The following is a 13,016-nucleotide window of genomic DNA, read 5'->3' on the forward strand; positions in this document are numbered from 1 at the left end:
GTAAGCAACACCATGCACGACTAACCGGTAACATACGCCTTCCAACGGTTATCGAACTCGTATTGTTTAACATACTTACGTACCTCCTTCACGTCACATAACATTAACGCAACTTCGATAATAGATTGATTAGAAGTAACTTGGACGGCCTTCTCACCTTCTGCCGGCTTTTCGAACGCTAACTTGTACTTATTCGGCTTATAACGTACCTGGCCGATTTCAAAACTGCGTGCCTTATCTAACTCGCCTTTACGGTGATACGTGATAAATCCACTTTCCACCAACTTCTTTATGGCGTTCTGCACCGTTTCCCTCGACGTTGTGCCTATCATCTTCATGGCAGTATTGACCGTTAGATAAAAGATATTGCCGTAACGCTTACTCGTAACTAACATCGCGTAGGCTAACTGCTTTTGCCGAAATGTTCCGCAGCTTAAAACGGCTAGGATTTCCGACTTGTAAATAGTTAACGCCTTGTCGCTCGACTTTAACGTAATGTCGTTATCGAATACGTATTTTACTAATCGCTCGGCCTCTTTTAACCAGTATTCCGGCGTACTTCCTTCGCTGAAATATTCGCGCGGCGTTGCGAGCATAATATCCATTATGACGCCGACCGTTTCGTCTTCTTCCCACCCTTGCGTATTTCCGAAGCAAGCTAACGTAAAGGTTGTTTTGTGACGCGTTCCGCTCGCCGTTAGTCGGCCGGTTTCAATAATTCGTCCGGCGTTCTGTAATGCCTTGGATAAATCGACGGCGTTAACGGTGATGTCCGTACTGGCTACGATTGTTTCAAACTCTGTTATTTGCTCGTCGGTTAATCCGAAGTCTGTATCGGTAATAGTTTCGGCTGGCATTGGCTCAACGCTTAACAGATAATCGTATGACGCGTCCTCGACTAACGGCTCTAGCGTTTCATTGTCGACGAACCAACAACGATTGTCAGTTTTTTGATGAACTCCTAGCGGTATCTTAACACCCTGCGACCACGACGGACGGAACTCGATTTGACCTTCCGGAAGTGAACCGACGCTAACTAATACGGATCGGTGAAACGCCTTTAGTTCCTCGACTTTAATTTGCTCCGTAAAGAAAAGATCGACGTGATAGCCTTTACCGCCCGAATAACTAACATGTATATCTTTTCGGCTGATTTCATATTCCGTTTCCAGTACGAGGACTAATTTTAACGCGATCCAACGTGATAAACCCTCGTTAGCGCAATCGACATCGAACGTTATAAACTTACTGAAATGCCCTCCGGCAAATACTCCGTAAGTTAGGTCGCCTTTTAAATGCGTGTTTATCATACTGTCGTTAAACTTTGTAACCTTGTTGTCCGGCGCGTATGATAACGTGATGTACTTTCCGTTTTGAAACTGTACAAGATATTTACTTCTCGTTTGAATGTACAACTCGTTAAACTTGCTAACAAGCTGCTTGGTTGGATTCTCCATACCTTAACGGCTCCTCTCTTTTCTATATTTAACTAACTCGACCTCTAACTCCTTACTGTTTTTAAAGACAAAAACTAGCTTACCTACTCGTTTATGTGACGGCTCGATATACACAAGCTGAAAATCCTTTGCAACCAGGTCATTAGCCACCCTTAAACTTAAAATACATTTATACTTTTCCATGTAACCTCTCCTTTTGGTTGTTTAAAAAGTACTGGTTTTCGGTACTAATAACTTATTTATATATAGGTAATCACTAGATTGATAGATTGCCGAAGGCTGTGTCTTGACCTTATTTGCGGTAACTCCTAACTCGCCGATTTGCCTGTCAATCCGTCGTATGCTTTCTTTACTACGTCGAATAACTGCGCGTCTCCACCGTGATCCGGGTGTAGTAGCTTCATTAACTGGCGATACCGATCTTTTGCCTCTTGTTTCGTTGCGTTGTCCGGTACACCTAATATTTTCGACGATGATACACCGCGACCGAATAAACTGCTCCAATCAAAATTGTTGCCGCCTCCGCCGGTGTTTCCTTGTTCCCGGCGATTTTTCAATTCCTCGTCTGCTTTTTGTTGTGATTCCTCAAAGTCCGCCTTCATAGATTCATAATCGTTATTTTCGTAATATGTTTCTAGTTCCTTCCAATTAAATTCCCAACCTAATATTTTAGCTGTTGAAACCACCACACCGACCAACCCTTTAATGTATTTTAACTTCTTGTCTGGCGTTAATTTAGCAATCATAATTTTGTGTTTAACTTCAATCTCCACATCTATCTCGGATAGGACTAGTAACTTCCGCTGTATCTCGTGCGATTCGCTGCCAATCGCTAATATTTCCGATATACTCGCGTCTCCTTCCTCTAATTCTGTAGCAAACTCCGGTATTAAATTATTTAACGCTGCCGTTACCTTGTTAATGTAGGCGGACTCATGTGGTACCTTCGTTGCTTGCTTCGGTTTCTTCGGCTGCTCTATTTGCGTCTCCGGGCGACGGCTTTCCTTCTGCCGCTCCGGTGCACCTTTAGCATGGCGCACCTTTTCGCGAATAACCTTCTTTGTGTCCGTCTTGGCGTCAATTAGAAACGGCTTTACGTCGAGTTCTTCCGGTAATGAAAGTAATTCCGTTAACTTGCTAACCGGTACATTTTCCGCACCTTCTACACCATTAAATCGCTTATATATTTGCATGTAACGTTGTGCTGTTCGTGGATTGTAGCCGACCGATTCGAGCCATTCCGTCCATTGTCCGTGCTGAATGTCGGTGTCCTTAACTTCCTTCAATATCCTACCTATTTGAAAGGTTGCGCCGGCTTCAATCTGCTGCCATTCCTTCAATTCTCTTCTAGCGTCATCAAGGTTTACCCGATCCGTTAACTTTTCCATTCCTTAACCCTCCGTTTAGTTTTATTTTGCGTCCACTAATCGCGCTACCTGCTCGATGTAATCCGCGCCAAACTCTGCGTACATCTTATCCAGGCAAGCACCGACTGCCAGCCTTATCAGTTTGTAGCTGAATAATAAATTTCTCCGGTATATTTATTCTCGATTAATTGAACATCATCCAATGCTATAATTTCGGTTGATACCCACCATGTATTGCTTTTCCGTCCTGTTTCTAATATTTCCGCCCATTTTTTATCAATTTTATTTTTTCGACTGTATGATTTCCAATATTGAAATGAATTTTTCTTTTTAACATGAATTCTTATTTCTGTTTTATCGACGATACTTCCGGTTAAACCCAACCCTTTTGGATTGGGTTCGTAGGCGGTCGTCAACCATACAACCGGTTTATAAAGTTCCTTATCCATCCGTAAATTACTTTCAGTTAGTTTTAAAAAACCAACCTTAATTATTTTTGGTAAATGAAAAGTACTTGTATAGTGATACAGTATTTTTTCCATTCCGCAACCTCTCCCATTCCGGCGTAATCGCCATTAAATTTATTTTACTAATTTCGCCACTTGCTCGATGTAATCCGCGCCGAATTCCTCACGAACCTTTGCGGAAATGTCCGTCGTTATCGCCCGTTCGCCTGTCTCGATCTTAGCGACAAGGCTGCGGCTGATTCCTAGCTTACCGGCGTATTGATACTGATTTGATCCGCTTAGCTTACGGATTGTTACGAACAACTTTACGTCCATACTGCGTGCCTCCTTTAATCGTGGTAACATTGTGATTACGTGGTAAAAATTTTTACCCCTCTACTTACTAATACCAAAATAATCGTCGAATTTGGGACATCCTAATTTTTACCACAATTGCTATAACCGTTGTCCTGCGTAGCTTCGACGTACGAAAAATAAATTTTACGATATGTCCCTTCGAATACAACTACGTTGGCAACCGATCCATTTTAACGCTGACTGCCGAAATATTTCCGCCTATACTACCTAATAGCACAATGGCCGTTAAATTTGGGACATTTATCCGCTAACTTTTCGCCGTACAATTACTAATAACCTGAAAAGCACCGTTTGTGGGACATTTTTGTGCGAATTGTATTGTCTATCTACTTACTTATACCAATCATAAGGCTGTTTATGGGCCACCATCTACAGAATCCAGAATATTCAATTTTATTTAAACGTAATAAAGGCCCGACCGTCCGCCAAAACGATTGAGCCATACTTTTTCGATTTACTTCACGCCGTCGTCATAGTGTAGAACAGAAAAGCCGATGTAAGCGCAAAGTCTACTAGGTAAAACGTTCTGATCTTGTCAATCGTGTAGTTTCGTATTTATGTTAGTCATAGGATCGCGGACGCCCTTGACATAACGGACATGAACGAAATACTTACGTTTAAGAATAACGTGGAATAGGCGTTCCATAGCTGCAGTGTGTGTTACGTTGGAAATAGACATTGCGGGATTATTGACTCCAGGAAACAAAATAGCGACTTTATAAACGGGTGCGTGGGTGATGATGAAACGGAAGGGCTGGCACATACACCAACCCCTCTGGATTTATTCGTCTTCCTCCTGTAATTTTGCGAGTATTTCGATAAACTCCTTCTCTGAAAACCGTATATTGGCCACCTTATTAACGGCCCAATAAGGTAAATTGTGTGACGCATAGTACCTCTTAACTACGTCCTTTCTCAATTGTTCCGTCTCCGACTTTGAACGCTCATAGGCTTCGATTACTTCCTCGTTACTCGGCTTACTGGTTCCGGAAATCCAAACAAATCCCGTCATAATGTTACCTCCTTTTAATCGTTAAATTATAGTGTACAACTTTTAACGCTTAACGACCAAATCAACGTAAATCACACGAAAGTTGACGAATTGAGCGCGATTCCTTGGCCCCCTATGAACGAAATTTTGTAAGCAATTTTCCGGCACCCGGTAACCGCTCAAACGTTCGTACGCCCCCGCCCCCAATTGTCGGAATAGCTCCCGATTATCAAACAATTAATACGTCTATTAATTACCGACATTTGCACGTAATACTCCGAATAGTTCCTTCGCGCTGACTTCCCATATGTTGCAATATGTAAACTAACTAAACGTAACAAATGTTGATATGACTGCGTTTATATAACGGGTATTACTTCCGTTAGTTTACCGTATACCCTACTACCTTTGTAAACGTTGGTGTATAGGCATTTGTACGACGACACCATCGGTATACCCGTGTAGGTATTATCGTAGTGTGTATGTACAAATATCGCTTACTTAACGACACGAACATAGTTGCTTGCGTGGATCATGCGTATGTAACCCGCGTACGCCTACATAACGATTGACCCCCGTTTGTTTGACGTGCTGCTCGCGGTGAACGCCGTTGCCGGTGTTATCACGTGGTTTTCGTAGCCCTCAACGTTGCTCCCAATGTGAAATAATGCGAAATAACCACCGTAACAATTTAACGTACTAAAGTACCGTTTACTCCGTGTACCTTCTTAAGACGTAAATATACTACGTTAATTCCGATTTATTTACTTGGTTTTACCGATTACACAAAGGCTGGTCATACTGCCAACATTTCCGCCATTAAATCGCTAGATAGATACGATAGAACGCCATTATAATAGTCCGCTCCATTACAGATTTTAATGAATTTAGATAGATATTTGTTTACATGTGGTAATGGTGATTGTTATAATTAAAAAAACCGCTAGCGGCAACTAGCGATTAATATTTGCGTGAAAAAGTGATTCTAATATTATTTATTGGGATCATTTTTGTTTACGTCTAATGTTATTGTTGCGTTTCTCAAAAAGTACATTAAAAGAATTATTATAAGGATTGGATCCATAACTTACCTCCATAGTATGTTTTTAGTTTTATTTTCCGTTTGATCTCTTTTTCCTTTCTAATTCTATTAAACCATATTTCATTCCACGATAACAATATATAGTATAAAAAATGAAAATAAATACCATATATTGCGATTGGAACGAATGGTTCTAAATTTGTCAAATGTAGAATATTAAGAAACACTATGGAAAATAGAGAATAATGGACAATGACCGTATAAATTCTTAAAAAATAGTCAATTTTAAACATTTACAAATGTTCAGTTTTGCTGATCCCACTATCTATCGGCTCCTTGACATCATTTGATTGCCTAGTTACACACGATAGTTTATTCCGCACATAACTACGTATTTACGCGATTAACGCATAGCATTATTCTATCGCGGCTTCTTCCCGCAAACGATACACTTGCCGTTAGTATATCCGTAATGGTGCTTTCCGTATATTTGGCAACCTATCCAATGTTTCAACTTCATGCGGTTTCCTCCTCCCATAACTTCGACATTAACTCGCTACATAATCGGTCTAATAACTGCGATAGAACCCCGTTAAAGTAGCCGGCTAGGGTGCGTATCACCTTCACCTTACTAGCGTGCATAGTCGCATGTACGGCCTTTATCGCTACGTCTAATAACTCGCTGTTGCCGTGTTCCTTGTCTTCGTTGCTATATGCCTTCCGTAGTGCCTTCGTTTGTCCTAAATAGACACCGTAGAGACGTGATGTTAACGCCTTGTCGTCGTTGCCTACGAAGGTCTGCACGGCTTGTTTAAACTTCCTGTATGCCGGCTTGTACGATGATTCCCCATACGTATTCTTTATTGTATTAGTAGTTTTATTACTTGCTTTAGGCTCTTGTGCTTTATGGCGTGACGTGGACGGTGTGTCATTCCGGTGTGTCGCCTTCTCCTCCACATTATGGAAGACATGCTCGGGACATTTTGTCCCAATTGACTTACCTTTTGTAACCGTGTTACTTACGTGGTTTTTATCGTAACAATTTGTTACAACCGTTTTCTGCTTTTCCGACGTCGGAATTATAACAACGGCGTTACTCGACTGCCTGCGGTCACCTATGACTCGTTTAAGTTCATACTGGCGAATGATCCCGTAACCCTCTAAACGGTTGCATATACGGATAATAGTACGACGTGACTTGCCGACGGCCTTACCGATGTTCGATTTCGTCATATAGGAAAGACCCGGATACTTACAGGAATGTTGCGATAGTACGTCCAGGACCGCCGATTCTGTTTCGCTCAGATCGTGGCTATTTCGGTGCGTGCGTGTAGCTGCGTTTAACTCTTCGACCGATTGAAACGTCGATAGTTTGCGGTATGTTTCCGGTGTGTTCGGTAGATAATTCGTTGTCATAATGATTGCCCCTCCGATTAAGAGGCATGCAAACGTATGTTCCTTTACAAGGCGTAGAAAATAAACCTTGCAATACGTCCATTTTTTCGATACAATTACGTTAGCGTATCGTGTGTGTATCGAATTTATATTCGTTGCATGCACCTTTTTTTATTTTTATAGACTTTAATAATTTTCTGATATATAATATTTTTGCGAGACTATATAGCACGTTATCAGTTCGGTTGGTTTGCACCCCTGCTTTCTTAGCCGTTCTGGTACATGCTTATTTATTTTGTTTTATAAATTTTTTAATGGTGAAAAGTCTTTATGTTTTTCATTTACATCGTTCGAATACAGATTTACATATAAACGAACCATTTCCATTGTCGAATGACCTAAAATCTTCTGAAGTTCAAACACCCCGGCGCCATTCATAATAGATAGTTTTGCAAACGTATGCCTTAACGTGTGCGGACTGCATCGAACGCCCTTTATTCCTGCCCGTTTGCCATACTTTCCGACTGTTTTTTGTAGCGCCTGGCGTTGCATCGCTTCACCGTCTAGTGTTACGAATAGATTGCTAGTTTCACACGTCCCACGTAATCGCATGTACCGACGTAACTGCTCCTTCATTTTCGATTGAATAGGGACGTATCGGTGAAACCCGTTCTTAGTATGACGTACGAATATAACACCCTCCGATAGCTTCACGTCTTCAAGTTGAATTGCCGTAGCCTCCGATAGTCTTAGGCCGTTCTCGATGAGAAGCAGCATAAAAGTATAGTCCCTCACACCCGTAAACGTTCGCTTGTCCGGCGCGTTCAATAACTGCCGTAGCTGTTTCAACGTAAACGTTTCTATGTTACCGTCACGAACCTTCATCAACGGATATTTTGCCATTGGATTCTTACGGATAAACTTCGATTCTTTTAGGAACCCGAAAAAGGCACGTATTCCGCGTATCCTTGTATTTATTGCGCCGTCTTTTAAACCTCGTACTTTTCGCAAATAATCGACGTAGTTGTCTATGTCTTCGCGTATGACCAGGCTTATAAAATCCGAATCACTGCCCACTTTCCCCTGCGACACTAACCAACGACGGAACATGCCTGTCTCATTCTGGTAATATTTTATCGTAGGTGGTCGCAAGGCCCGACGTTCGGCGTCCGTGATAAACAACTTTACCGCTTCGTCGTATGACAACGTTTCTAGCTCAATTGGCTCGGTTGCTATTTCGATTTCATATGGATTTAATTCGTTGTTTCGTCGCTTAGACATAGAAAAAGCGCTCCCCTCCGAATAATTCAAAGGAAAGCGCTACATACGTAAGTAGGCTTCGTTTAGGCATACGACTAATTTACGTACGTTCAACGTAAAAAGACGACGTTCCAACGATTGTTAAACCGTCGAAACGCCGTCATATTAACGTTTTAAGTACCAGTGGCCGGGGTCGAACCGGCACATCCAGAGGATACATGATTTTGAGTCATGCGCGTCTGCCAATTCCGCCACACTGGCATATTTCTATCGTATAGTATTGGAGGCGGCAACCGGATTTGAACCGGTGATAAAGGTGTTGCAGACCTGTGCCTTACCACTTGGCTATGCCGCCATATTTGAAGTCATGGAGCGGAAGACGGGATTCGAACCCGCGACCCCCACCTTGGCAAGGTGATGTTCTACCACTGAACTACTTCCGCAAAATGGCTGGGCTACCAGGATTCGAACCTGGGAATGACAGGATCAAAACCTGCTGCCTTACCGCTTGGCTATAGCCCAATATAAATATCGAAATATTAAAAAGGGGCGACCGGTGGGGATCGAACCCACGCGTGCCGGAACCACAATCCGGTGCGTTAACCACTTCGCCACGATCGCCATAATTAAAATGGCAGGGGTAGCAGGACTCGAACCCACATTGACGGTTTTGGAGACCGTAGTTCTACCGTTGAACTATACCCCTACTTATTATAAAATTAGTGGTGGAGGGGGGCAGATTCGAACTGCCGAACCCTGAGGGAGCGGATTTACAGTCCGCCGCGTTTAGCCACTTCGCTACCCCTCCACAAATAAATAAATCATTAAATGCAAAAATGGTGGCTCAGGACGGAATCGAACCGCCGACACAAGGATTTTCAGTCCTTTGCTCTACCGACTGAGCTACTGAGCCTTTAATTTTAAAATAAAATACTAACACTTTATGAAAGTGGCGGTCCGGACGGGACTCGAACCCGCGACCTCCTGCGTGACAGGCAGGCATTCTAACCAGCTGAACTACCGGACCATTTATGTAAGTTTTTCAAAAAAAATAATTGGTTGCGGGGGCAGGATTCGAACCTGCGACCTTTGGGTTATGAGCCCAACGAGCTACCGGACTGCTCCACCCCGCGATATAAAGAAAGTATTAAATTAAATGGTGGAGGATGCAGGGCTCGAACCTGCGACCCCCTGCTTGTAAGGCAGGTGCTCTCCCAGCTGAGCTAATCCTCCAAGTAGTGGTGACCCGTACGGGATTCGAACCCGTGATACCGCCGTGAAAGGGCGGTGTCTTAACCGCTTGACCAACGGGCCTATATGTTATAAATAGTGGCGGAGAGCGAGGGATTCGAACCCTCGAGACCACGTTAGCGGTCTACACGATTTCCAATCGTGCTCCTTCGGCCACTCGGACAGCTCTCCATGGCTCCACAGGTAGGATTCGAACCTACGACCGATCGGTTAACAGCCGATAGCTCTACCACTGAGCTACTGTGGAATGGATTATGCCTGGCGGCGTCCTACTCTTGCAAGGACAAAGTCCTAACTACCATCGGCGCTGGAGAGCTTAACTACTGTGTTCGGTATGGGAACAGGTGTGACTTCTCCGCTATTACTACCAGACCATGCTAAAATTTAAGGACAAGATTCATTATAAGCATTCTTGCATCAAAATGCAAGCATCTTTTCGAATTTTATACCCTAAAAACTAAATAAGAGCGCAATAGTGACATCAAGAATTGTTAGTTAAGTCCTCGATCGATTAGTATTCGTCAGCTGCACGTGTCACCACGCTTCCACCTCGAACCTATCAACCTCATCGTCTCTGAGGGATCTTACTCACTCGAAAGTGATGGGAAGTCTCATCTTGAGGGGGGCTTCATGCTTAGATGCTTTCAGCACTTATCCTTTCCACACGTAGCTACCCAGCTATGCTCCTGGCGGAACAACTGGTACACCAGCGGTGTGTCCATCCCGGTCCTCTCGTACTAAGGACAGCTCCTCTCAAACTTCCAACGCCCACGACGGATAGGGACCGAACTGTCTCACGACGTTCTGAACCCAGCTCGCGTACCGCTTTAATGGGCGAACAGCCCAACCCTTGGGACCGACTACAGCCCCAGGATGCGATGAGCCGACATCGAGGTGCCAAACCTCCCCGTCGATGTGAACTCTTGGGGGAGATAAGCCTGTTATCCCCGGGGTAGCTTTTATCCGTTGAGCGATGGCCCTTCCATGCGGAACCACCGGATCACTAAGCCCGACTTTCGTCCCTGCTCGACTTGTAGGTCTCGCAGTCAAGCTCCCTTCTGCCTTTACACTCTACGAATGATTTCCAACCATTCTGAGGGAACCTTTGGGCGCCTCCGTTACTCTTTAGGAGGCGACCGCCCCAGTCAAACTGCCCGCCTGACACTGTCTCCGAACCGGATTACGGTCCTGGGTTAGAAGGTCCGTACAGCCAGGGTGGTATCCCACGGATGCCTCCACCGAAGCTAGCGCTCCGGTTTCCAAGGCTCCCACCTATCCTGTACAAGCTGTACCAACATTCAATATCAGGCTACAGTAAAGCTCCACGGGGTCTTTCCGTCCTGTCGCGGGTAATGCGCATCTTCACGCATAGTATAATTTCACCGGGTCTCTCGTTGAGACAGTGCCCAAGTCGTTGCACCTTTCGTGCGGGTCGGAACTTACCCGACAAGGAATTTCGCTACCTTAGGACCGTTATAGTTACGGCCGCCGTTTACTGGGGCTTCGGTTCTAAGCTTCGCACCCGAAGGTGCTAACCTTTCCCCTTAACCTTCCAGCACCGGGCAGGTGTCAGCCCCTATACTTCGCCTTTCGGCTTCGCAGAGACCTGTGTTTTTGCTAAACAGTCGCTTGGGCCTATTCACTGCGGCTCCTCCTTAAAGGAGCACCCCTTCTCCCGAAGTTACGGGGTCATTTTGCCGAGTTCCTTAACGAGAGTTCTCCCGATCACCTTAGGATTCTCTCCTCGCCTACCTGTGTCGGTTTGCGGTACGGGCACCTATGAACTCACTAGAGGCTTTTCTTGGCAGTGTGAAATCCAGAACTTCGGTACTTTAGTTCCCTCCCCATCACAGCTCAGAATTGTTGGACGGATTTGCCAATCCAACTCCCTTGCTGCTTGGGCGCACATTTCCAATCGTGCGCATTCCTTATCCTACTGCGTCCCCCCATCGTTCAAACGTTCATGAGGTGGTACAGGAATATCTACCTGTTGTCCATCGCCTACGCCTGTCGGCCTCGGCTTAGGTCCCGACTAACCCTGAGCGGACGAGCCTTCCTCAGGAAACCTTGGGCTTTCGGTGAAAGAGATTCTCACTCTTTTTTCGCTACTCATACCGGCATTCTCACTTCGAAGCGCTCCACCAGTCCTCACGGTCTGACTTCACTGCACTTCGAACGCTCTCCTACCATTGTTCATAGAACAATCCGCAGCTTCGGTGATACGTTTAGCCCCGGTACATTTTCGGCGCAGAGTCACTCGACCAGTGAGCTATTACGCACTCTTTAAATGATGGCTGCTTCTAAGCCAACATCCTGGTTGTCTGGGCAACTCCACATCCTTTTCCACTTAACGTATACTTTGGGACCTTAGCTGGCGGTCTGGGCTGTTTCCCTTTCGACTATGAACCTTATCACCCATAGTCTGACTCCCAGGCTTACGTAGCTGGCATTCGGAGTTTGACTGAATTCGGTAACCCGGTGAGGGCCCCTAGTCCAATCAGTGCTCTACCTCCAGTACGCATCTGCCTGAGGCTAGCCCTAAAGCTATTTCGGAGAGAACCAGCTATCTCCGTGTTCGATTGGCATTTCACCCCTACCCACACCTCATCCCCGCATTTTTCAACATACGTGGGTTCGGGCCTCCAGTCAGTGTTACCTGACCTTCACCCTGGACATGGGTAGATCACACGGTTTCGGGTCTACGACCGCATACTAATTCGCCCTATTCAGACTCGCTTTCGCTGCGGCTCCGTGTCTTCCACTTAACCTCGCATACGATCGTAACTCGCCGGTCCATTCTACAAAAGGTACGCCGTCACCCATTAACGGGCTTCGACTACTTGTAAGCGCACGGTTTCAGGATCTCTTTCACTCCCCTTCCGGGGTGCTTTTCACCTTTCCCTCACGGTACTGGTTCACTATCGGTCACTAGGTAGTATTTAGCCTTGGGAGATGGTCCTCCCAGATTCCGACGGAATTTCTCGTGTTCCGCCGTACTCAGGATCCACTCCGGAGGAAACTCTTTTTCGATTACAGGGCTCTTACCCGCTATGGCTGATCGTTCCAGATCGATTCATCTAAAGAATTTCTTTGTAACTCCAATGGAGTGTCCTACAACCCCAGAAAGCAAGCTTTCTGGTTTGGGCTGATTCCGTTTCGCTCGCCGCTACTTAGGAAATCGCATTTGCTTTCTCTTCCTCCGGGTAATGAGATGTTTCAGTTCCCCGGGTCTGCCACGCGTATCCTATGTATTCAGATACGTGTACTGCTCCATTACGAACAGTGGGTTTCCCCATTCGGAAATCCTCGGATCAAAGTCTACTTACGACTCCCCGAGGCATATCGGTGTTAGTCCCGTCCTTCATCGGCTCCTAGTGCCAAGGCATTCACCGTGCGCTCTTCTTCACTTAACTATCTTTATGATTAAGA

Annotated in this window: 8 protein-coding genes, 14 tRNA genes and 2 rRNA genes; all 24 read right to left on the reverse strand. The window is 45.1% G+C overall.

Features of this window, described 5'->3' with window-relative positions; genetic code table 11:
- Positions 1–20 precede the first annotated feature (20 nt).
- Positions 21–1,457 (reverse strand): TOTE conflict system archaeo-eukaryotic primase domain-containing protein, encoded by a 1,437-nt coding sequence (locus CFK40_RS18385; RefSeq protein WP_089533844.1) that lies wholly within the window; start codon positions 1,455–1,457, stop codon positions 21–23.
- A 3-nt stretch (positions 1,458–1,460) separates the two neighbouring features.
- Positions 1,461–1,640 (reverse strand): hypothetical protein, encoded by a 180-nt coding sequence (locus tag CFK40_RS18390; RefSeq protein WP_089533845.1) that lies wholly within the window; start codon positions 1,638–1,640, stop codon positions 1,461–1,463.
- A 125-nt stretch (positions 1,641–1,765) separates the two neighbouring features.
- Positions 1,766–2,845: a DUF3102 domain-containing protein gene (locus CFK40_RS18395; protein ID WP_089533846.1), complete on the reverse strand. Its 1,080-nt coding sequence runs from the start codon at positions 2,843–2,845 to the stop codon at positions 1,766–1,768.
- A gap of 116 nt (positions 2,846–2,961) precedes the next feature.
- Positions 2,962–3,366 carry a hypothetical protein gene (locus CFK40_RS18400; RefSeq protein ID WP_089533847.1) on the reverse strand — a complete coding sequence of 135 codons (405 nt, stop codon included), beginning with the start codon at positions 3,364–3,366 and terminating at the stop codon, positions 2,962–2,964.
- 39 nt (positions 3,367–3,405) lie between these two features.
- Positions 3,406–3,606 carry a helix-turn-helix domain-containing protein gene (locus CFK40_RS18405; RefSeq protein ID WP_161493908.1) on the reverse strand — a complete coding sequence of 67 codons (201 nt, stop codon included), beginning with the start codon at positions 3,604–3,606 and terminating at the stop codon, positions 3,406–3,408.
- A gap of 823 nt (positions 3,607–4,429) precedes the next feature.
- Positions 4,430–4,660 (reverse strand): hypothetical protein, encoded by a 231-nt coding sequence (locus CFK40_RS18415; RefSeq protein WP_089533850.1) that lies wholly within the window; start codon positions 4,658–4,660, stop codon positions 4,430–4,432.
- A gap of 1,537 nt (positions 4,661–6,197) precedes the next feature.
- A complete protein-coding gene (locus CFK40_RS18420) occupies positions 6,198–7,241 on the reverse strand; it encodes a helix-turn-helix domain-containing protein (protein ID WP_152640151.1) in 1,044 nt (347 codons plus the stop codon).
- Positions 7,242–7,376: 135 nt separating this feature from the next.
- Complete coding sequence (locus CFK40_RS18425; protein WP_089533852.1) at positions 7,377–8,357, reverse strand: tyrosine-type recombinase/integrase; 981 nt, start codon at positions 8,355–8,357, stop codon at positions 7,377–7,379.
- A 157-nt stretch (positions 8,358–8,514) separates the two neighbouring features.
- Positions 8,515–8,597: transfer RNA gene (locus CFK40_RS18430), tRNA-Leu, on the reverse strand.
- A 20-nt stretch (positions 8,598–8,617) separates the two neighbouring features.
- Positions 8,618–8,691, reverse strand: a tRNA-Cys gene (locus CFK40_RS18435).
- Positions 8,692–8,704: 13 nt separating this feature from the next.
- A tRNA-Gly gene (locus tag CFK40_RS18440) sits at positions 8,705–8,779 on the reverse strand.
- A 4-nt stretch (positions 8,780–8,783) separates the two neighbouring features.
- Positions 8,784–8,858: transfer RNA gene (locus CFK40_RS18445), tRNA-Gln, on the reverse strand.
- A gap of 26 nt (positions 8,859–8,884) precedes the next feature.
- Positions 8,885–8,957: transfer RNA gene (locus CFK40_RS18450), tRNA-His, on the reverse strand.
- Between the two features lie 11 nt (positions 8,958–8,968).
- A tRNA-Trp gene (locus CFK40_RS18455) sits at positions 8,969–9,042 on the reverse strand.
- Positions 9,043–9,059: 17 nt separating this feature from the next.
- A tRNA-Tyr gene (locus CFK40_RS18460) sits at positions 9,060–9,144 on the reverse strand.
- A 29-nt stretch (positions 9,145–9,173) separates the two neighbouring features.
- Positions 9,174–9,249: transfer RNA gene (locus tag CFK40_RS18465), tRNA-Phe, on the reverse strand.
- 37 nt (positions 9,250–9,286) lie between these two features.
- A tRNA-Asp gene (locus CFK40_RS18470) sits at positions 9,287–9,363 on the reverse strand.
- Between the two features lie 29 nt (positions 9,364–9,392).
- Positions 9,393–9,469 (reverse strand) — tRNA-Met (locus tag CFK40_RS18475).
- 24 nt (positions 9,470–9,493) lie between these two features.
- A tRNA-Val gene (locus CFK40_RS18480) sits at positions 9,494–9,569 on the reverse strand.
- 6 nt (positions 9,570–9,575) lie between these two features.
- Positions 9,576–9,650, reverse strand: a tRNA-Glu gene (locus CFK40_RS18485).
- A gap of 16 nt (positions 9,651–9,666) precedes the next feature.
- Positions 9,667–9,758, reverse strand: a tRNA-Ser gene (locus CFK40_RS18490).
- A gap of 1 nt (position 9,759) precedes the next feature.
- Positions 9,760–9,834: transfer RNA gene (locus CFK40_RS18495), tRNA-Asn, on the reverse strand.
- 9 nt (positions 9,835–9,843) lie between these two features.
- A 5S ribosomal RNA gene (gene rrf, locus CFK40_RS18500) occupies positions 9,844–9,959 on the reverse strand.
- Between the two features lie 119 nt (positions 9,960–10,078).
- Positions 10,079–13,000 (reverse strand): 23S ribosomal RNA (locus CFK40_RS18505).
- Positions 13,001–13,016 lie beyond the last annotated feature (16 nt).

This window comes from Virgibacillus necropolis (genome assembly GCF_002224365.1).
In the GTDB taxonomy this organism is placed as follows: Bacteria; Bacillota; Bacilli; order Bacillales; family Amphibacillaceae; genus Virgibacillus_F; species Virgibacillus_F necropolis.